Origin of the sequence: Bradyrhizobium sp. JR4.1 (assembly GCF_040548605.1) — a bacterium.
Classification (GTDB): Bacteria; Pseudomonadota; Alphaproteobacteria; order Rhizobiales; family Xanthobacteraceae; genus Bradyrhizobium; species Bradyrhizobium canariense.
In genome coordinates this window covers 192,776-212,410 of record NZ_JBEPRY010000007.1, presented here as the reverse complement: position 1 = coordinate 212,410, position 19,635 = coordinate 192,776, and the positions used below count along the sequence as shown (strand labels likewise).

At 64.4% G+C, this 19,635-nt stretch carries 19 protein-coding genes; 11 read left to right on the top strand and 8 right to left on the bottom strand.

All coding sequences use genetic code 11. The annotated features are described in order from the left end of the window. Positions 1–59: 59 nt before the first annotated feature. From pdxR to ABIB90_RS17530, 3 genes are read right to left on the bottom strand one after another with little or no spacing between them, the layout of a single operon-like run. Positions 60–1,526 carry a MocR-like pyridoxine biosynthesis transcription factor PdxR gene (gene pdxR / locus ABIB90_RS17540; protein ID WP_354161140.1) on the bottom strand — a complete coding sequence of 489 codons (1,467 nt, stop codon included), beginning with the start codon at positions 1,524–1,526 and terminating at the stop codon, positions 60–62. Positions 1,527–1,576: 50 nt separating this feature from the next. Beyond that, positions 1,577–2,173 (bottom strand): redoxin domain-containing protein, encoded by a 597-nt coding sequence (locus ABIB90_RS17535; protein ID WP_354161143.1) that lies wholly within the window; start codon positions 2,171–2,173, stop codon positions 1,577–1,579. Between the two features lie 15 nt (positions 2,174–2,188). Beyond that, positions 2,189–3,943 carry an MOSC domain-containing protein gene (locus ABIB90_RS17530; protein WP_354201168.1) on the bottom strand — a complete coding sequence of 585 codons (1,755 nt, stop codon included), beginning with the start codon at positions 3,941–3,943 and terminating at the stop codon, positions 2,189–2,191. A gap of 165 nt (positions 3,944–4,108) precedes the next feature. On the opposite strand from ABIB90_RS17530, the gene ABIB90_RS17525 reads away from it, so the two are divergent. The 5 genes from ABIB90_RS17525 (at position 4,109) to ABIB90_RS17505 (ending at position 6,854) form a co-directional block, all read left to right on the top strand. Further along, entirely contained in the window at positions 4,109–4,489 is a 381-nt protein-coding gene (locus tag ABIB90_RS17525; RefSeq protein ID WP_354161149.1) for a nuclear transport factor 2 family protein, read from the top strand. Between the two features lie 276 nt (positions 4,490–4,765). Further along, positions 4,766–5,239 (top strand): TerB family tellurite resistance protein, encoded by a 474-nt coding sequence (locus ABIB90_RS17520; RefSeq protein ID WP_354201167.1) that lies wholly within the window; start codon positions 4,766–4,768, stop codon positions 5,237–5,239. A 2-nt stretch (positions 5,240–5,241) separates the two neighbouring features. Next, positions 5,242–5,604 (top strand): hypothetical protein, encoded by a 363-nt coding sequence (locus ABIB90_RS17515; protein ID WP_354161155.1) that lies wholly within the window; start codon positions 5,242–5,244, stop codon positions 5,602–5,604. Further along, positions 5,601–6,236, top strand: coding sequence for a TerC family protein (locus ABIB90_RS17510; RefSeq protein ID WP_007592545.1), 636 nt, complete (start codon positions 5,601–5,603; stop codon positions 6,234–6,236). Before ABIB90_RS17515 ends, ABIB90_RS17510 begins: the two co-directional genes overlap by 4 nt. A 33-nt stretch (positions 6,237–6,269) precedes the next feature. Beyond that, the gene (locus tag ABIB90_RS17505; RefSeq protein ID WP_354161158.1) at positions 6,270–6,854 is read left to right on the top strand and encodes a TIGR00645 family protein; all 585 of its coding nucleotides are present in this window, start codon (positions 6,270–6,272) and stop codon (positions 6,852–6,854) included. A 38-nt stretch (positions 6,855–6,892) separates the two neighbouring features. Here ABIB90_RS17505 and ABIB90_RS17500 read toward each other — a convergent pair whose 3' ends face one another. After that, a complete protein-coding gene (locus ABIB90_RS17500) occupies positions 6,893–7,840 on the bottom strand; it encodes a helix-turn-helix domain-containing protein (protein ID WP_354161161.1) in 948 nt (315 codons plus the stop codon). Between the two features lie 95 nt (positions 7,841–7,935). Further along, the gene (locus ABIB90_RS17495) at positions 7,936–8,874 is read right to left on the bottom strand and encodes a LysR family transcriptional regulator (RefSeq protein WP_007592541.1); all 939 of its coding nucleotides are present in this window, start codon (positions 8,872–8,874) and stop codon (positions 7,936–7,938) included. Between the two features lie 157 nt (positions 8,875–9,031). On the opposite strand from ABIB90_RS17495, the gene ABIB90_RS17490 reads away from it, so the two are divergent. Beyond that, positions 9,032–9,607 carry a hypothetical protein gene (locus tag ABIB90_RS17490; RefSeq protein ID WP_354127846.1) on the top strand — a complete coding sequence of 192 codons (576 nt, stop codon included), beginning with the start codon at positions 9,032–9,034 and terminating at the stop codon, positions 9,605–9,607. Between the two features lie 33 nt (positions 9,608–9,640). Here ABIB90_RS17490 and ABIB90_RS17485 read toward each other — a convergent pair whose 3' ends face one another. Next, positions 9,641–10,723 carry a substrate-binding domain-containing protein gene (locus ABIB90_RS17485; RefSeq protein WP_354161165.1) on the bottom strand — a complete coding sequence of 361 codons (1,083 nt, stop codon included), beginning with the start codon at positions 10,721–10,723 and terminating at the stop codon, positions 9,641–9,643. Between the two features lie 113 nt (positions 10,724–10,836). Here ABIB90_RS17485 and ABIB90_RS17480 point away from each other — a divergent pair, with 113 nt between their 5' ends. Together ABIB90_RS17480 and ABIB90_RS17475 are read left to right on the top strand one after the other, a co-directional pair. Further along, positions 10,837–12,321: an aldehyde dehydrogenase family protein gene (locus ABIB90_RS17480; protein WP_354161168.1), complete on the top strand. Its 1,485-nt coding sequence runs from the start codon at positions 10,837–10,839 to the stop codon at positions 12,319–12,321. Positions 12,322–12,509: 188 nt separating this feature from the next. Next, positions 12,510–12,773: a hypothetical protein gene (locus tag ABIB90_RS17475; RefSeq protein WP_354161171.1), complete on the top strand. Its 264-nt coding sequence runs from the start codon at positions 12,510–12,512 to the stop codon at positions 12,771–12,773. A 130-nt stretch (positions 12,774–12,903) separates the two neighbouring features. Here the strand turns inward: ABIB90_RS17475 and ABIB90_RS17470 are convergent, their stop codons facing one another. Then, positions 12,904–14,661 carry an adenylate/guanylate cyclase domain-containing protein gene (locus ABIB90_RS17470; RefSeq protein WP_354161174.1) on the bottom strand — a complete coding sequence of 586 codons (1,758 nt, stop codon included), beginning with the start codon at positions 14,659–14,661 and terminating at the stop codon, positions 12,904–12,906. Between the two features lie 187 nt (positions 14,662–14,848). Continuing rightward, positions 14,849–15,745 (bottom strand): alpha/beta hydrolase family protein, encoded by an 897-nt coding sequence (locus tag ABIB90_RS17465; RefSeq protein WP_354161177.1) that lies wholly within the window; start codon positions 15,743–15,745, stop codon positions 14,849–14,851. A 181-nt stretch (positions 15,746–15,926) separates the two neighbouring features. Between ABIB90_RS17465 and ABIB90_RS17460 the strand changes: the two genes are divergently transcribed. The 3 genes from ABIB90_RS17460 (at position 15,927) to ABIB90_RS17450 (ending at position 19,529) form a co-directional block, all read left to right on the top strand. Beyond that, a complete protein-coding gene (locus ABIB90_RS17460) occupies positions 15,927–17,315 on the top strand; it encodes a class II 3-deoxy-7-phosphoheptulonate synthase (RefSeq protein WP_219682552.1) in 1,389 nt (462 codons plus the stop codon). Between the two features lie 4 nt (positions 17,316–17,319). Next, complete coding sequence (locus ABIB90_RS17455) at positions 17,320–17,673, top strand: diacylglycerol kinase (protein ID WP_354127850.1); 354 nt, start codon at positions 17,320–17,322, stop codon at positions 17,671–17,673. A gap of 98 nt (positions 17,674–17,771) precedes the next feature. Then, entirely contained in the window at positions 17,772–19,529 is a 1,758-nt protein-coding gene (locus ABIB90_RS17450; RefSeq protein ID WP_354161181.1) for an NAD+ synthase, read from the top strand. The last annotated feature ends 106 nt before the right edge of the window (positions 19,530–19,635 follow it).

Here is a 19,635-nt window from a genome sequence, read left to right as displayed (position 1 = left end):
TTGGTCTGGAGATAGCCGGAATCTGGCCTATAATAAACTGCCAGTTATCGCCTATTTAATCAGTCCAGTTCGGCGACGGCCTGTGCGAGAAGCCTGCAGCCGCGCTCGATCTGTGACACCTCCAGTGCCGAATAGCCCATGACGAGGCCGACTGTCTTCCGCGGTCGGCGAGGTCCGACGAACAGTGCCGAGACGGGATAGATGCCGACGCCCTTTGCATGGGCCGCCTTGATCAACGCGTCCTCTCGCTTCTGTGGCAGGTTGTCGAACCACGCCACGATGTGCAGGCCGGCGGCCGTGCCCTCGATCCGGACGCGATCCCCGAACCGGCGGCGAAGCGCGTCGAGCAGCGTGCGCTGGCGTTCGGCGTTGCGCCGGCGCACGCGTCTGATGTGGCCGTCATAGGCGCCGCTTTCCAGCATCGACGCGAGTGCGTCCTGTTCGATCAGCGGCGTGTGCCGGTCCATGATCTGCTTGGCGGCGGCGAACAGGGATCGCAGGGCGCTGGGCACCACCAGATATCCAATCCGCAAGGTCGGCGACAGCGTCTTGGAGACGGTGCCGAGATAGATCACGTTGCCGCCGCCTTCCAGCGCATGCAGCGGCGGGATCGGCTTGGTGTCGTAGCGATACTCGCTGTCGTAATCGTCCTCGATCACGTAGGCGTCGTTTGTCCGGGCCCAGGCGAGCAATTGGTGCCGGCGTCCGATCGGCATGACGCCGCCGAGCGGATATTGATGCGACGGCGTGACATAGGCGAGGCGGGCTTCGACGCCATCGAGCCGCGCTGTCTCCAATCCATCCGCGTCGACGGGAATCGGGATCGTCTTGGCGCCCGTCGCCGCAAAAGTATGCCGCGCCATCTGATAGCCGGGATCCTCCATCACGAAGCGGTCGCCGGCATCGAGCAGCAGGCGCGCGCAGATGTCGAGGCCTTGCTGCGAGCCGTTGACGACGACGATCTGATCGACCTCGCAGCGGACGCTGCGCGACCGCCACAGATAGCCTTGGAGCGCGGTCCGCAGCCGCAGCGCGCCGCAGGGGTCATCATAGGCCAGCCGCTCGGGCTTGCGTGCCATCGCAGCAGTCACGGCCTTCTTCCATGCCACTACCGGGAAATCCGACGGCGCAAGCTCGCCATAGCGGAAGTTGGCGACGAGCCCGCGCGGCGGCTCGGTCCAGCGCGGCGGGTCTTGAAGCAACCGGTCCCCGAAAGCCGACAGCCGCACCTTCCGCGCCGACGGTCGCGACACTACGCGCGCGTGTCCTCGCTCGACGACGGCGCGAGCCACACGCGGCCGCGCGCCATGGCGTGTCTCGATGAAGCCTTCGGCGGCGAGCTGTTCGTAGCCGATCGTCACGGTCGAGCGTGCCACGCCCATCTCGCCGGCCAGCGCGCGGGAGGACGGCAGCAAACCGTCGATCCCGTACACCCGCGCCAGGATCTGATCTCTCAAGGCCTCGTAGATCTGGCGCGCGCCCATGCGGTCGGCACGGGGCGCGGGATTGGTCTTCATCTGGGTCATCCACATTCCAAGCCGGCATTCGCCCGAGCGGACGATGTCGGAATGTGGTTCTAATCCCGTTCGCCGAGAGTTTCGACGTAAGCCTTGCCGTAGGGATGAAAATGCTCCTTGCGGCCCTGGTCCCACAGTGCCCTAAGGCCGGGCGTCGTGATGTCCCAATCCGGCCGGCACTTCATGCCGACTGCCCTGAGGTCCTGGCGGAGCTCTTCGACGGTTGGACGGCCGAAGAACCAATAGCCGTTGTAGATCTTGTGAATGACGAGGCCGGGCTCGAGCACGATCACGTGCGGAATCATCGGATTGTGGACGGGGTCGGTGTATTCGGCGATGTCGAGATCCTTCTGAACGAGGCGCCGCGAATCCGAGAGGAAGGGCCAGTGCGCTCCGACGCCGCTGCGATATTCGCTGGTCTGGGTGATGTTGTCGGTCGTGATCGTGACCATCCGGCAATAGCCCACCTCCATCTCGCGATGGAGCTGGAGCAAGCCTTCGGCCTGGCGGCGATCCTTCGGACAGTATCCGCCGCGGCCGAGCACGAGCACCATGGGATCGCCCGCCTGCAGTTCGGAGAGCTTTCGGTGCTTGCCGGTGTGGTCGCTGAGCTCGTAATCCGGGAAGGTTACTCCCGGCATGATGTCAGGTCGCATTACGCTCTCCCAGTTTTACAGATCAATCACGACGTCGTTTCGGGGCCGTGCGCAGCAGATCAGGACATTGCCGTCCGCCGGCGGATCGAGCGGATCCGGCGCATAGTCGACCGTCCCCGCGATCAATCCGCTCTCGCAATTGTGGCACACGCCGGTCCGGCACGACCAGCGCACGGGGACGTCGCAAGCTTCGGCCAATTCCAGCAGGCTGGCATAGGCCGGTCCCCAGCACACGTTGAGGCCGCTGCGGGCGAACGAAACCATCGGGCCGGGGCCAGGAGCGCCGACCGGCGAGTGCGCTCGCTTCTGCGGGGAGGACGCTATGCCAGGCGTCAAGGATGGTCCGGCGCCGAACAATTCGGTGTGGATGCGATCCGGTGCGATGCCCAACGTGGTGAGGCCAGCTTTCAGATCGCTCATGAAAGCTGCCGGTCCGCACAGATAGAAATCGCCGTCGCGCGGCACGCTCAGGCTCTGGAGCAGGCGTGCGTCGAGATGTCCGACCGTATCGAACGCCACATTGAGACGATCGCCCGGGTCAGGCGCGCTGTAGCAGACGTGGCTATGGTGATGAGAGAGCCCACCTAGCAATTCGCGCGTCTCGGCGGCGAACGCATGTTCGCGGCCGTTGCGGGTGCCGTGCAGCCACCATACGTCCCGCGTCGTGCCTTCGGCGGCGAGAGCGTGGAGCATCGCGAGCACCGGGGTGACGCCGATACCGGCGCTCAGCAGGATGACAGGCCGGGCCCCCGGTCGTAGCGTGAAACTGCCGCGTGGTGCACCGAGCTGCACGGCAGCGCCGTCCACCAGCTCGTCGGCGATGTAACGGCTGGCGGCGCCGTGAACTTCGCGCTTGATGCTGATGCGATAGGACGCGGCATCGGCGCCGCTCGAGAGCGAATAGCTGCGCGTCATCGCCTGCGCACCGGAAGGTTCGAGCCTGATGACGACGAATTGACCGGGCAGGGCGGCCGCCACGGGATGCCCGTCGGCGGGTTCGAGGATCAGCGACGTCACGTTGCCGCTTTCGGCGATCTTGCGCGCCACGCGAAAGGAGCGCAATCCGCGCCAGGCCGGAGGAGGGCTCGCCGCCGGCCCAAGCCCGGCGTTTCCCGCGGTCTTGTTGTCCTTCTGCTCGAGCAGCGCCTCGAAGGAACGGTGCCAGCCGCGACTCAGCGCGGGGATCCGCAGCGCGCGCTCGAGGCGTTCGCGCGGATGCGGCGGCAGATAAAGCAGCGCATTGATCTCGGACACGCTCATGCGCTCGGGTCCCACGGCGATCTGCGTGATCTCGTCACCGGCCTCGACGTCGCCTTCCTCGATCACGCGAAAATAGAACCCGGGCCGGCCGTGCCTGACGAGCAGTGCGGCCATGTCCGGCTCGTCCATGCGAATGCCGAGCCGGTAGCAGGTGACGCGCGGCTGGGTCACTTCGAACAGCGCGGAGCCGATCCTGTAGCGGTCTCCGATGCACACGCTGGTGTCGGCGAGGCCCTCGACCGTAAAGTTCTCGCCGAACTGGCCATGAACGAGGTTCGATCGACCCAGATGCTCCTGCCAGTACCGGTAGGATTCCTCCTGATAGACGAATACGGCACGATGTTCGCCGCCATGCCCGGCCGTATCGCCCTGGCCGTCGCCATCGATGTTGAGCCGGCGCACCCTGCGCGGGCCTGCGACCTGCGCCTTCCAGATGCCGGTGTGGACGGTCCGACCCTGCCAGGCGACGTCGCGCGGCAGGCCGACATTGACCGAAAGCAGATTTGCCATTGCGTGTTCCCGATCTGACTGCGCGGTTCTGCCGTCATCCTTGCATTCGGATGGGGTTTTTGGCTCGTTAGTCGTTGTTAGACGTTGCGAGCAAGCCTTGCCACCGGCGGCCTTGAGGCCAATCTCAGATGGCATAACGAGAACACAGTCAAACGGGAGATCACGATGGATGATCAGGGTAAGCTGGCCGCGCTCCAGCGCCATTGGGACGCTTCGGACGCGAACGATTTCGAGGCCGAGCACGACATCTACCGCGAGGACGCGGTGCTCGACTATCCGCAATCCGGCGAGCGGATTCGCGGTCGCAGCAACATCCAGCAGAGCCGGTTCGTACAACCGAACAAGAAGCGCTTCACGGTTCGGCGCATCGTCGGCGGTAACGATCTCTGGGTGAGCGAATTCGTGCTGACCTATGACGGCGTGCCGTCCTACGTCGTGAGCATCATGGAATTCCGCGACGGCCTCGTGGCGCACGAGACGCAGTATTTCGGCGACAGGTTCGAGCCGTCACCCTCGCGGGCGCATCTTGTCGAGCGCGTGGGGTAACACGGGCTCGGTCGCAACACGGAACCCGATGCGGCGGCTGGTCGCAGTCGCGTCGTCTTGATTCCGACAGCCCCATCTTTATGTGTGAAACGAACAAGAATCCGGGCCCCTCTGGCGAGGACGCCGACGCTGTCGGCAAAACCTCGTGATGTCGGATGACCTGTCCCGCGCGAATGCGATGGATCGGCCGATCGTCGGGCCTTCTTGAGAGCCTCTCCGACCCAATCGTCCCCATCGCAGCTCCGTGCGGTCATTTCGCAAGATAAGGGAGCAACGATGTCCGACGCCAAGCATTCCAATCCGATCGAAATCGAAATCACCGAGCCGTCCAGCCTGAACGAGCAGGCTGCGGTGGCGCTTGTGATCGTCGGCGCGCTGGTTGCCGTTGCCGACCGGCAAGTTTCGCCGGTCGAACGCGACGAGGTTGTCCGGTTCATCCGGGATCGCAAGCTGGCACCGCACATATCGGACGACCGGCTCTACGCGATGTTCGACGAGCTTGCCGAACGTCTCGAGGAGCCGGATTTCGCCAATGTGGTGTTCGACAATTTGCGTCCGGTTTCGGACCTGCCGCTGTCGTCTCACCTCATGGAACTGTCGGAGCGCGTCGCGGCCGCGGACGAGGACGTGCATCCCCACGAAGTGCAGGCGATCAAGCTGTTGCGCCTGCTGACGCTGGTGCTGCCTCGTGCAAAGCAGGTGGCGCCCCGTGCAGTGCGCGCCGAACAGCGCATCGCCGCCGAGGAGTAAGCATGAGCGCAGTTTCGGACGAGGATAAGACAGGGACTGCTGGCGCTACCGGCCAGATGGCCGGCGGCGACCGGCGCCTCGACAAGCTCGTCCGTCGCCTGCCGCCGCGCATGGGCGACAGCGTCGCCTATCTGCTCAAGCCGTCCAGCCGCTGGGTGAGAATCCCTTCGGGCGCGCTGCTCATTGTCGGTGGTGTGCTCTCCTTCCTGCCGGTGCTCGGCGTCTGGATGCTCCCGCTCGGCCTCGCTTTGCTCGCGGAAGACGTGCCCGCGCTGCGATCCGCGCGCAGCAAGGTTTTGGATTGGGTCGAGCGGAAGAAGCCGCAATGGCTCGATCCGTCCGCACCGAAAAATGACCAATCATGACTGAATTCATCACCACCGAAGCGCTGACCGCGCTGCTTCAGGTCGTCCTGATCGACCTCGTGCTCGCCGGCGACAACGCCGTCGTCATCGGCCTTGCCGCAGCCGGCCTGCCGGCCGAGCAGCGCCGGCGCGCCATCGTCGTCGGCATCATCGCCGCGACCGCCCTGCGCATCGTCTTTGCCGGCGTCGCGACCCAGCTTCTGCAAGTGATCGGGCTGTTGCTCGCCGGCGGCGTGCTGCTGCTCTGGGTGTGCTGGAAGATGTGGCGGGAGCTGCGCGAGCAGTCCGCGCATGCGAACGAGCTCGCGTTCAGCCATGGTGGCAGCGGCGCTGCTCCTGCCTCCCGAAAGACCTTCAGGCAGGCGGCCGTGCAGATCGTCGCCGCCGACGTCTCGATGTCGCTCGACAACGTGCTCGCGGTCGCGGGCGCCGCGCGCGAGCATCCCTACATCCTCGCCTTCGGCCTGTTATTGTCGGTCGCGCTGATGGGCGTCGCCGCCGATTTGCTCGGCCGCGTGCTCCAGAAGCAGCGCTGGATCGGCTATGTCGGCCTCGCCATCATCGTTTACGTCGCCTTCGAGATGATCTATCGCGGCTCGCTCGAGCTCGCGCCTGTGATCGCGAGTCTCTGAGGCAGCGCGCCTGTCCATCATCCGGAGTGATCAATGACGTCCGAATCCAAAGCACCTTCGGTGGATACCGTGTCGGCGCCGCAAATCGGCCCGTTTGCCCAACTCATCTTTGGCTCGCGCTGGCTGCAGGTCCCGCTTTATGTCGGCCTGATCGTCGCGCAGGCCGTCTATGTGCTGCTGTTCCTGAAGGAGCTCTGGCACCTGGTCGTGCACTCGTTCGACGCCAGCGAGCAGCAGATCATGCTGGTCGTGCTCGGGCTGATCGACGTCGTGATGATTTCGAACCTGCTGGTGATGGTGATCGTCGGCGGTTACGAGACCTTCGTCTCGCGCCTGAACCTCAGCGGTCATCCGGACGAGCCGGAATGGCTGAGCCACGTCAACGCCAGCGTGCTCAAGATCAAGCTTGCGATGGCGATCATCGGCATCTCCTCGATCTCGCTGCTCAGGACCTTTATCGAGGCCGGCAATCTCGGCACGACGCGGAGCAATTTCACCGAGAGCGGCGTGATGTGGCAGGTGCTGATCCACCTGACCTTCATCATCTCCGCCATCGGCATTGCCTGGGTCGACCGCCTCAGCGAGGGCGGCCAGGGCAAGGGGCCCGGCCACGGCTGAGTGTGACAATACGGCCGCTCAAAGCCCGAAGGCTGCGCTCAGGGACGTCGGCTCCGCGCCAGCGTCTCGGAGGGCGTCTCGCCGAACGCCAATCTGTAGCCGCGCGAGAACTCACCAAGATGCCAGAAGCCGTTGCCGAGCGCTGCGGCCTTGACGCTCATGCCGCCGCCTCCGACCATGAGCTGGATGCGGGCGGACCACAGCCGCTTGAGACGCAGATAGTGGTGCAGGCTCACGCCGTGCACCGCGTGCGCGGCGGTCTGGAGCGTACGCACGGATACGCCGAGCGCAGAGGCCAGGTCGTCACTGTAGAGTGCCTTGCTGCCGGACCACATGACCATTTCATCGAGGCGCGCGATCAGCTTGCGGTGCTTGGCGAACGATCCGCGTCGCGCGGTCAGCCCGCCGGCCGGCGCCATGGCATCGTCGAGACAGGCGAGCAGCGTCTCCTGGATGGGTCGGTTGAGCGCCTCGAATTGCCGGGGATCGTTGCACGCCGAGGCGAGTGAGAACATCTCCAGGATAGCGGCGCGCAATCGCGCCATCGGATGGTCCTGCGCGCGAACATATGCGAGGCCCGTGTCGAAATCCGTCCAGCCGCGATGACGCATGTCCGAGTTGAAGCGCAGCATCAGGTAAGTGTTGGGATGATGCTCGATCGCGTCTACGGGGGTTTTGCCGCGCATGATCGCAATCGTTGAATTGTCGACCTCGCGGCCGTTGGAGGTGGAGTGAAACGTGAGGGGGACAACGAGGCCGACACCATTGTCCGTGCCGATCTCGGCCTCAAATCGCCGTGCAAAGGAGCGCTGGAGCACGAACAGCCCATCCTGGAGCGGCAGGATGGCGCGAGACAGCGAGAATTCGCGCGGGCGGAGCGGCGTGCTGATGCCGAGGCCGAGCACCTCGTTGGCGCGAAACTCGGCGAAATCCGAGAAGCGCTCGATGCCGAGGATTCGCGAAGGCTTCAGCCGAGCTAGCGGCATTTCGGGATCCTGGCGCGAGGGATGAGCCGCAAAATACAAACGGTATCAGATGGTCGACCGTCGGCCCTATCCCGGGAAACTACTGCGACGCTTCATCACGCAACCTGCGGATAGGCCGCGTTTTCCCGCCGCTCGCGCTCGCCCAGCTCGCGCACCAGCTCCTGGAGGAAGGATTCCGTGTGGGCGGGCAGGGTGCGCTCGGCGCGAACGTAGATGCCGAGATCTGACCACACCGGACTGCCGGCATTGTCGAGTGGCAGGAAGACGAGCCGGCTGTCGCGCGACAGCCTGTCGATGCCGAGCTGGGTCTGGAAGGCGACGCCGACGCCGCGCGCGGCGAGCTCGCGCATCAGGTCGATCGAGTTGGCCTGGATGGCAGGCTCCGGCGTCTCGGACAGCTGCGCGATCAGCGGCTGGAGCAGATGATAGATCGACAGCTCCGGCAGCGCGTGGATGACGGGAAAGGCGAGACATTGGGTTAGGGTGACCGTCTTGCGGCGCGCCAGTGGATGCTCGCGCGCGACGACGGCGCCGAGGCGAAACCGTTTCAAGGCGACCTGGCGCAGGTCCGGCGGATGGCGCAGCGCCATGGCGATGCCGATGTCGGCCTCGCCGCGGCTCAGGGCCTCCAGCACATCCGACGATCCCTTCACCTCGGTGGTGAAGCTGACGCGCCGGGCGCGGCCGCGATGTGAGGCGATCAGGTCCGGCAGCACCGATTCCGTGAGCGACTCGATGCAGGCAATGCTGACGGTGCCGTGCCAGGTCCCCGACAGGGACGCGACGTCCGAGCGGAAGCGGTCGAGGTCCTGGAGCACGTTCATGACGTGCCGGGCCAACATCTCGCCGACCGTCGTCAGCGTCAGGCCGCGCGCATTGCGCTCGAACAACGGTGACCCAACCTCCTGTTCGAGCTTGAGAATCTGGCGGCTTACGGCCGACGAGGCAACGTTCAGCAGGCGCGCCGCGGCCCGAATCGAACCGGTGCGGCGGACGGCGTGGAAGTACTGGATGGCCGGTGAGTGAAAGCGCATGGGATCCCCGGCCCACTATAGCTGTTGCCGAAACGGCATCAATATGTACGAAATTCTGTGCTTTTCGAGCACGCTCCTCCCACCTAGGTTCGCGCCCGGCTTGGCCGGTCCCGCCGGACCGTCATGCCATGCGCAACGAGGCGCCAGGGGATCCGGGGTGGACGAGAACATTGTTTGCGAGGTCGCGCCGGATACGCGTCTGGTCGATCGCCGTCGCGCGGCGGCCTATGTCGGCGTCACCGCCGGACGCTTCGAGCAGCTGGTGCGCGACAGCGTCGTGCCTGCACCTGTCATGGTGGACAACAAGCGGCGCTGGCCGCTCGCGTTGCTCGACGTCGCGAAGGACGCGGTTGTCAGCAGCAGCATGCCGTGCCTGCCGCAGGTAACGGTCGAGATTGCGCAGGACGCGCGTCCCTGCGAACGGGCCCCGGCACCGGCCTTGCACGAACTGCCGGACCAAAATTGGTTCGAGCAGCGCGCGCGGTTCGTTCAGCGCGTGCGCCGGTCGCTGCTGTCGGGCAACGAGATCCGTCTCTTGCGCGAGTTCAAGCTGCTCAGGCAGAACCAGATCAGCATGTTCGGCTATTACGGCAGCTTCGAAGCCCTGATGGTGCGCGGCTACATCGTCGAGCTCGCGCGAAAGCCGCCGTCGAGCCGTCCGCTGGTGACGTACCGGCTGACCGCGCAGGGCGAGCGGGTCCTGTCGGCGCTGAAGGACGAGCCGGCGATCTGACCGGCGCGGACAAGGCGACGGCATCGCTCGGCATCATCGCACGGCATGCAGCTCCAGAAACGCCTTCACGCCGGTGACGGTGCCGGTGTCCGACGGCACATAACCCGGCAGGGTGGCGACGGCCGCGCGAAAATCGGCGCCGCGGATGATCTCCAGGATGCGCTGCATCGGCCCGGTGTCCAGGAACGCGCGCTTGCAGACGAAGAAATAATCCTCGGTCAGGAGCCGGATGAAATCGAGGCCGAAATGCCGGGCGGCGGCTTCGACGCCGAAGCTCGCATCCGCCATGCCGCTGGCGACATAGGCTGCGACCGCGGCGTGGGTGAACTCGATCTGCTGCGCGCCGTTGATGCGGCTCTCGTCAATTCCGCTTGCCGCGAGCAGTTGGTCGAACAGGAGCCGCGTGCCGGAATCGTGGTCGCGGTTGACGAAGCGGACTTTTGGTCCGGTGAGATCATCAAGTGAAGCGATGCGCAGCGGATTGCCGCGCGCGACCATCAATCCCATTTCGCGTGTGACGAAGCTGATGATTCGATCCTCGCGCGGATCGAGCCATTCGCGCGCAGCCCTGATGCCCTGGGCGCGCAGCGCGCCGTGCGGCAGGTGCAGGCCGGAGAGATCGCAGGCGCCCTGCGCCAGCGAGACCAGCGAATGCTGGTTGCTGACATATCGCAGATCGACGCCGATGCCGGGCTCGCGGTCGAGGAATTCGCGCAGTTTTGCGACCGCAAAACCGTGGCTGGCATGTACGCGGATCACCGACGGGCGCTGCTCGAGGAACGGTTTGATCTCGCTCGCCAGTTCCTGCGCGAGGTTTTCAAGCTGAGGTCCGAGCCGGGCCTGCATGCGCTCGCCCGCCCACACCAGCCGCTCGCCAAACGGTGTGAGCTTTGAGCCCTTGCCGCGCTGGGTCTCGACCAGCGGTGTCCCGAAGAACTCCGACCATTGCTCGATCAGATTCCAGACATGGCGATAGGAGAGGTGCGCGTCCTTGGCCGCGCTGGTGATCTTCCCGGTCCTCCGGATTTCGTTGAGGACGCCGAGCATGATGATGGCTGTGCGCGGATTGCCCTCGCGGCGAAACCGCCATACGGCCTCGATCTCGATCTGAAGCATTGGTCCTCTTTATGAACTGGACTTCATATCAGGAGCGTCCATTTGCAAACCATATCATATTTACTCCGCTCGACAGACATCTAGTCTGGCATACCAGAACTGGAGGAAATATGATGTCTGTTGCATATGACTTTGCACATTTGCCGGCCACCGAGTTCATGTCCCGGCCACAGCATCTGCTGATCGACGGCCGCCGCGTCGCGGCGAGCTCCGGTCGCACCTTCAAGTCGCTCAATCCGGCCACCGGGCAGGTCATCGCCGTCGTCGCCGAAGGCAACGAGGCCGATGTCGAGCATGCGGTCGCCGCCGCGCGCCGGGCTTTCGAAGGCTCCTGGCGCACGATGCGGGCGTCCGAACGCGGCCAGATCCTGCTGCGCTGGGCTGACCTGCTCAAGGCCCACGCCGAGGAGATCATCGAACTCGAATCGATCGACGCCGGCAAGCCGATCTCCGCGACATCGCGGCAGGATTTTCCGGCCGCCGTCGACACGCTGATCTACTACGCCGGTTGGGCCGACAAGATCAGCGGCGACGTCGTGCCCGTGCGCGATGATGCCCTGACCTACACCGTGCGCGAGCCGGTCGGCGTGGTCGCGGCGATCGTGCCCTGGAATTTCCCGCTGATGATCGGGATGTGGAAGCTTGCGCCGGCGCTGGCCTGCGGCTGCACCATCGTGATGAAGCCGGCCGAGCTGACCTCGTTGTCGGCGCTACGCATCGCCGAGCTCGCGCTTGAAGCCGGCCTGCCGGCGGGCGTCTTCAACGTCGTCACTGGCCCCGGCCGCGTCGTCGGCGACGCGCTGGTCAATCACCCCGACGTCGACAAGGTCACCTTCACCGGCTCTCCCGGTGTCGGGCGGGGAATCATGAAGGGCGCCGCAAGCAACTTCAAGCGCGTCTCGCTCGAGCTGGGCGGCAAGTCGGCCAACGTTATTTTCGACGATGCCGATCTCGAAGCCGCATCGAAAGCTGCGGCTTCCGGCATCTTCTTCAATGCCGGCCAGGTCTGCTCGGCCGGCTCCCGCGTGCTGGTGCAGGAGAAGGCCTATGACGAAGTCGTCGAGCGACTGGCAGCGCGCGCAAAGTCGCTCAGGATCGGCGACCCGCTCGACCGCAAGACGACGCTCGGCCCCGTCATATCCGAGAAGCAGATGAAATCGGTCCTCGATTATGTTGATATCGGCCGGAAGGAGGGCGCGACCCTCGTCACCGGTGGCGAGAAGGTAGGCGATCGCGGCTACTTCATCAGCCCCGCGGTGTTCGCGAATGTCGCGCATGAGATGCGGATCTCGCAGGAAGAGATCTTTGGCCCCGTCGTCAGCGTCATCAAGTTCAAGGACGAGGCCGACGCTTTGCGGATTGCCAACGGCACGGCTTACAGCCTCGCCGCCGGCGTCTGGAGCCGCGACATCGGCAAGCTGCAGCGCTTCGCCAAGCGGGCGCGCGCGGGCACGGTCTGGATGAACACCTATGGCTACACCGACGTGCGCCTGCCCTGGGGCGGCGAGCGCGACTCCGGCCTCGGCCGCGAGCACGGCACCGCCGCGCTCGACAATTTCACCGAGCCCAAGGCTGTCTGGATGAATCTGGCCGTTTGATACCTCCCGAGCGGCCAAGCCTTGAGCCCGCCTGATCACCCGGTCCGGCGGGCTCTTTTTTCGAGATCGGTAAAATTGTCTGCATTCCGCTCAGCGGCGGCAAACCCTGCGGACAAGAACTATACGGCCATAAACCCCGGCTTTGGAACCGGCGTGCATCCTGCCTGCAACAGCGTGGGGCATCAGCAATGTCAGTTCTCAGGGAGGTCGTCGTCGCGGTCGCGGGAGTCTACGTACTTCTGTTCGCGTGCGACGCAATGTTCGGGATCGGCGAGGCGCGCTTCGACGATGCTTATTACAGCGCCAGCTTCTACGCGCCGCGGCCAAAGGAGTTTCGTTTCGCCGGCGATACGCCGCCGGCCGTCCGCGTCAGCGACGCCTTTGCGCAATTCGCGCCCGGCGAAGCCAAGCCGAACAAGCGCTATTCGTCGCTGACGACAATCATTCGCTAGGACGCATACTCGTCGTTCCGACTGCAACCGCGGCGGTTCGCGCCCAGGCCGGCGGCTTGCCGCTTGCGTCGGACCCCGCGCTACATCACCGACACGACGGGCCGTGAATGGAAATCGGTCAACTGCCTCTTCAATCCTCCCAACCGGCTTTACGAAGACCGTCCAACATGAGGGCGTGATCTTCTGGCCGAAACCACGGTGGCCGTTGACGGACCTGAAACTCGAAGGATGCCGATGAAATTGCGATTGCTTTCTGCAGCGCATCGTCGGCTTCAGCGGTTCGACCGAGTTGGCCGAGAGCTGCGGCAAGCCAGCGGTAGGGGGAGGGAAAATCGGGAAATGTTCGGATCGCGCGCTCCGCCGCCTCGACTGTGGCCGTGTAGTCCCGGCAAAAATAGTGAGCCAACGCGACCTGGTTCAAGCGATTCACCAGCGATGGGTCACGAGGGTCCAGCCGAATGCACGTCTCGAGGGCGACGAGGCCCTCTTTGGGACAGCCAGAATACGCGAGAATGACGCCCAGCGCTCCGTGAGCCGGTGCGAGATTCGGGCAGAGTGCCAGCGCACGCTCGGCCTGCGCACGTGCTCCGCCGTGATCGCCCCGAGCGTTGAGCGCCAGCCCCAGGCGTGAGTGGGCGTCTGCGTTGCCGCGATCCAGAGCGACCGCGCGTCGCGCCAATTCTTCTTCTTCGACTTGTGTTCCTTTCGACCGACTGAGCACGGTGGAGAGCCCGATATATCCGGACGCGAACATCGGATCGAGATCGATGGCCCGCTGAAAGAATTCTCCGGCAAGCGCATCATCCTCGGTACTCGCTTTGCCGAGATGCCACATCCCACGCTGGTAGGCACCCCAGGCATCAAGACTTGCGGGTGGCTTGCGCATTGCCCGCTGTTGCTCGGCGCCGGCAATGACCGGCGCAATGGCGATGGTCGTGGACTGCGCGATGTCATCCTGTACGGAGAAGATGTCGGCTATATCGCGGTCGTAGCGTTCCGCCCAGACATGATTGCCTGTCTCTGCTTCGACAAGCTGTGCGGTGACTCGGACGCGGTTGCCGGATTTTCGCAGGCCGCCCTCAAGCACATAGCGAACGCCCAGTTCGCGGCCGACTTGTTTTACGTCTACCGCGCGTCCCTTGAAGGAAAATGACGAATTGCGGGCGATGACGAACAGTGAGGAATATCGCGACAATGCCGTGATGACGTCCTCCGCGATTCCGTCCGCGAAGAACTCCTGGTCCGGATCGGGACTCATGTTCTGGAACGGCAGCACCGCGATGGACGGCTTGTCCGGAAGCGCCAGCGGTTGCGCAATTTCGGGCGCTTGTGCTGGCGTTGATGCTGCAGAGGAATTCGCATCGACAAGGAGGCGCCATGCATGCATCGGTTCGGCGATATTCTTGAGTGCTTGCAGACCCATATCGTTATAGACGACGTCTATCTTGCCGCGAATCTGCCGACGAGCATCGTCGGAGATACAGATGCCGCCGGGGTCGGCTATTCCTTCAAGGCGCGCGGCAATGTTGACGCCATCGCCGAAGATGTCGTTGTCATCGATGATGATGTCGCCGATGTGGATGCCGATCCGGAAATCGATCCTCATTGCCGCGGAGACGTCGGCGTTCTGCGCCGCCATTCTGCGCTGGACTTCGACCGCACTGCGCGCGGCGTCCACCGCACTCGCAAACTCGACCAGCATGCCGTCGCCGGTGGTCTTGACGATGCGGCCGCGATGCGCAGCGATCGTGGGGTCGACAACGATCCTTCGAGCCGCCTTCAGCCGGGCCAGCGTGCCTTCCTCGTCAGCGCCCATGAGACGGCTGTAACCGGCGACATCGGCAGCCAATACCGCTGCAAGTCGTCGTTCCACGCGCTCGCCGGTCAAAATGGCCTCTAATAAAATGGCCTCTAAAATAAGATATATGGCCCTGCGCATCAAAGCACGCAGAGCTGCTTTCGGCTAGCACCGACGTTCGTCCGGGGTCACAAGACGAAATGCCGGATCATCGTGCTCAGGTCTGCTTCACTCAGGGAAGGAGCATGTGTCGGTCCACGCCTTTCATGCTGTATTCTCATTCCCCCTGGATCCATTCCGCGACGCCACGCCACAGCGTGTCGCGATGGTCGGGGCGGAAGAAGCCGAAATGGCCGATCGCCTTGGCGCCGACGTCGGACGGCTTCACGTTGAGCACCTCCGGCTTGATCGCGGTGAATCCGCTCGCAAGCAACTCGACCGCGGGCTGCGTTGCCCAGGGATCGTCGGAGAAGCAGAGTGTGCGCAGCTCGCCCTTGAATCTGGCGAAATTCTCCAGCGCCGGCAGCTTTGAATCGAAGAGATAACGGGGGCTCGAAACCCACTCGGCCCATTGCAGGAAGACGCCCTTGGGTAAATCCTCACCGATGCCGGCCCAGCCCGGCGCGTAACCGAGCGCGTGGACGAGCGGCACACCGACAAGATTCATGAAAGCGAAGACGCGGTATTTTTCCGGCGATGTCATCAGCCGCCAGGTCGCCGCCTGCGAGGCCACGAACGCGGCGCGCGAGATGTCCGCGTTGTTGGCGATCAGCCCGAGCGCCTGGCCGCCAAAGGAGTGACCGACATAGGCTAAGGGCAGGGTGTTGTAGCGCTCCCGCATCCAGTGCACTGCGGCGGTGACGTCGAGCGCGGCCCAGTCCGACATCGAGGCCTTGAAGCCGACCAGCGATTTCGGCTGGTTGTAGCCGACCATCGCCGGCAGCCGGGAGTCGCCGATGCCGCGATAGTCGTAGGTCAGGACCGCGCAGCCGCGATGGGCGAGATAGGAGGCAAAGCCGCGATAGATTTTTCGCGGGACGGCAGTCGCCGAATTCACCAGCACGGCATGGCGTTTGGTGCCGCGCGGCAGAAATAGCGTGCCGGCCAGCGCATACCCGTCGGTCGCCGGGAAGCTGATCTCGTCGATGAAAACGTCGTCCAGTGCCACGCCCATGGGCAGAAGGTATCCTGCCGGTTTCCTCGCCGTTTCCCAGCAAATGCGAATTTGGCTTTCCCCGCAAGGCTTTGCAGTGCCAATTGGATTTACAACTGGCGGCCGGTGGCCAGCCTGTGTATAAGGCGACCCTCGCAACCCACAGATCAGGTTGTGCTTTTTGCTTCACGGAGAGATTGCGATGTCCGAGCGGTGGACGCCCGAATCCTGGCGCAGCAAGCCGGTGCTACAGGTGCCCGATTATCCCGACGCCAAGGCCCTGGCCGACGTCGAGGCGCAGCTTGCGACCTTTCCGCCGCTGGTATTCGCGGGCGAGGCGCGCAATCTGAAGAAGGCCTTAGCGCGGGTCGCGGCCGGTGAGGCCTTCCTGCTGCAGGGCGGCGACTGCGCCGAGAGCTTTGCCGAGCACGGTGCCAACAACATCCGCGACTTCTTTCGTGTGCTGCTCCAGATGGCGGTGGTGCTGACCTATGCCGGCGCCGTCCCGGTGGTGAAGGTCGGGCGCGTCGCCGGCCAGTTCGCAAAACCGCGCTCCTCGCCGATGGAGAAGATCGACGGTGTCGAGCTGCCGAGCTATCGCGGCGACATCGTCAACGACATCGCCTTCACCAAGCAAGCGCGCATCCCTGATCCGCAGCGCCAGCTGATGGCCTATCGCCAGTCGGCCGCGACGCTGAACCTGTTGCGCGCGTTCGCGACCGGCGGCTACGCCAATCTCGGCAGCGTGCATCAGTGGATGCTCGGCTTCCTCAAGGACTCGCCGCAGTCCCGCCGCTACAAGGAATTGGCCGACCGCATCTCCGATGCGCTCAACTTCATGCGCGCCTGCGGCCTCGATCTCGAGGCCCACCCCGAGCTGCGCGCCACCGATTTCTACACCAGCCACGAGGCCCTGCTGCTCGGCTACGAGCAGGCCATGACCCGCGTCGATTCCACTACCGGCGACTGGTACGCGACCTCGGGTCACATGATCTGGATCGGCGACCGCACCCGCCAACTCGACCACGGCCATATCGAATATTTCCGCGGCATCAAGAATCCGATCGGGCTCAAATGCGGCCCGTCGCTCAAGCCCGACGAACTGCTGAAGCTGATCGACGTGCTCAATCCCGACAACGAACCGGGCCGACTAACCCTGATCGGGCGGTTCGGCTCCGACAAGATCGGCGAGCACCTCCCGAACATGATCCGCGCCGTGAAGCGCGAGGGCAAAGTGGTGGTGTGGTCGTGCGATCCCATGCACGGCAACACCATCACCTCGACGTCAGGCTACAAGACGCGGCCCTTCGACCGCATTCTTTCCGAGGTGAAGTCGTTCTTCGCGATCCACGCCGCGGAAGGCACCCATGCCGGCGGCGTGCATCTGGAGATGACCGGCCAGGACGTCACCGAGTGCCTCGGCGGCGCCCGCGCGATCACCGACGAGGATCTCAACGACCGCTACCACACGGTCTGCGATCCCCGGCTCAACGCCGAGCAATCCATCGACATGGCTTTCCTGGTCGCAGAACTGCTCAAGCAGGAACGCGCTGGCAAGGTCAGGCCGATCCCGGTCGCAGCGGGGCTCTAAGACCTTGCTGCGGATCTGGAAGGCCACGATCAATTCCCGTAACGGTCTGGCCTTTGCGTTCCGCTCGGAGCAGGCGGTCCGCGAGGAAATCGTTGCGCTCCTCTTGTCGCTGCCGCTCGCGTGGTTCGTCGGCGCGACTGCGATGCGCGCGGTCGAGCTGATCTGCGCGGTCGCGTTCGTGCTGGTGGTCGAGCTGCTCAATACTGCGATCGAGAAGCTTGCCGACCGGCTGACCATGGATCACGACAAGCAGATCGGACGGGTCAAGGACATGGGTTCGGCCGCGGTCGGTCTTGCGCTCCTGATGGCCGGCGCATTCTGGATCATCGCCATCATCGAGCGATTGGGATTCCTCTAAAGCGCTAATCGCGCTTTAGGTTGTTGTTTTGAGCATGATCTTTTCGGAAAACCGCTTCACACTTTTCCGGATCATGCTCTGATCGGAGCGCGGTGGCCATGACCGAACGTCTCAATGCATTCGCGGTCACGCTCGCCCAGCTCAATCCCACCATGGGCGACATCGACGGCAATGCCGCGAAAGCGCGCGCGGCGCGCGTGCGGGCAGCCGCCGACGGCGCCGATCTCGTGCTGTTTCCGGAATTGTTCATCGCCGGTTACCCGCCGGAAGATCTGGTGCAGAAGCCTTCGTTTCAGGCCGCCTGCCGCGCTGCGATCGAAGCGCTGGCGCGCGAGACCGCCGATGGCGGGCCGGCGATGCTGATCGGCACGCCCTGGGTCGAGGAGGGCAGGCTCTACAATGCCTGTGCGCTGCTCGACGGCGGCCGTATCGCTGGCTTGCGCTTCAAATGCAATCTGCCGAACTACGGCGTGTTCGACGAGAAGCGGCTGTTTTCGCGCGGTCCCGCGGCCGGCCCCGTCACCGTGCGCGGCGTGCGCATCGGTGTGCCGATCTGCGAGGACATCTGGCTGGAGGAGTCCGAGAACTACGAGAACGTGGTCGAGACGCTGGCCGAGACCGGCGCGGAGATCATCCTTGTGCCGAACGGCTCGCCTTATGCCCGCGACAAGGCCGACGTGCGCTTGTCGGTCGCGGTCGCGCGCGTCACCGAGAGCGGTCTGCCGCTGGTCTATCTCAACCAGGTTTGCGGCCAGGACGAGCTGGTGTTCGACGGTGCTTCCTTCGCGCTCAACGGCGACCTTTCGCTCGCGGCGCAATTGCCGGCGTTCGCGGAGAGCATCACCACACTGCACTTCACGAGAAGCGGCGACGATTGGCGCTGCACCGGTCCGATCGCCGCGCAGCCCGAGGGCGACCACGCCGACTACGCGGCTTGCGTGCTGGGCTTACGCGACTACGTCGCCAAGAATGGCTTTCCCGGTGTGCTACTCGGCATTTCCGGCGGTATCGACTCTGCCCTCTGCGCGGCGATCGCGGTCGATGCACTCGGTGCCGATCAGGTGCACGGCGTGATGCTGCCTTATCGCTACACCGCGGCACACTCGATCGCGGACGCCGGCGAGCTCGCCGGCCATCTCGGTATCCGCTACGAGGTCCTGCCGATCGCGGAAGCGGTGAATGGGTTCGAGACCATCCTGTCCGGCATCTTCAAGAATCTGCCGCCCGATGTCACCGAGGAGAATCTCCAGGCCCGGACCCGCGGTACGCTGCTGATGGCGATCTCCAACAAGACCGGTCTGATGGTGGTGACCACCGGCAACAAGTCGGAGATGTCGGTCGGCTACGCCACGCTCTACGGCGACATGAATGGCGGCTTCAATCCGATCAAGGACATCTACAAGACGCAGGTGTTTCGGTTGGCAAGCTTGCGCAATTCGTGGAAGCCCGAGGGGGCGCTGGGGCCGGACGGCGAGGTGATCCCGCCCGACATCATCACGCGGCCGCCGACGGCGGAGTTGCGCGAGAACCAGACCGACCAGGATTCGTTGCCGGCTTACGACGTGCTCGACGCAATCCTGGAGCGTCTCATCGAGCGCGAAGAGCCGCTCGACACAATCATCGCCGCCGGCTTCGATCGCGAGACGGTCACCCGCATCGATCATCTCCTCAACGTCGCCGAATACAAGCGCCGCCAAGCCGCGCCCGGCGTCAAGGTCACAGCCAGGAATTTTGGCCGCGACCGCCGTTATCCCATCACCAACCGCTTTCGCGACAAAGGCGAGCAGCTCGCCGCCCCGGACGAGACGCTGGTGTCGCGTGGGAGCAATGCCTCGATCGACGCGTTCGAGGGGTAAGGCTGGCCGAAGGTCGTGGGATGGACGGTGTCGTCACGTACGACGCTGTCATCATCCGCGAAGGCGGATGATCCAGTACGCCGCGGCGGACGTTGTCGAAACCAAC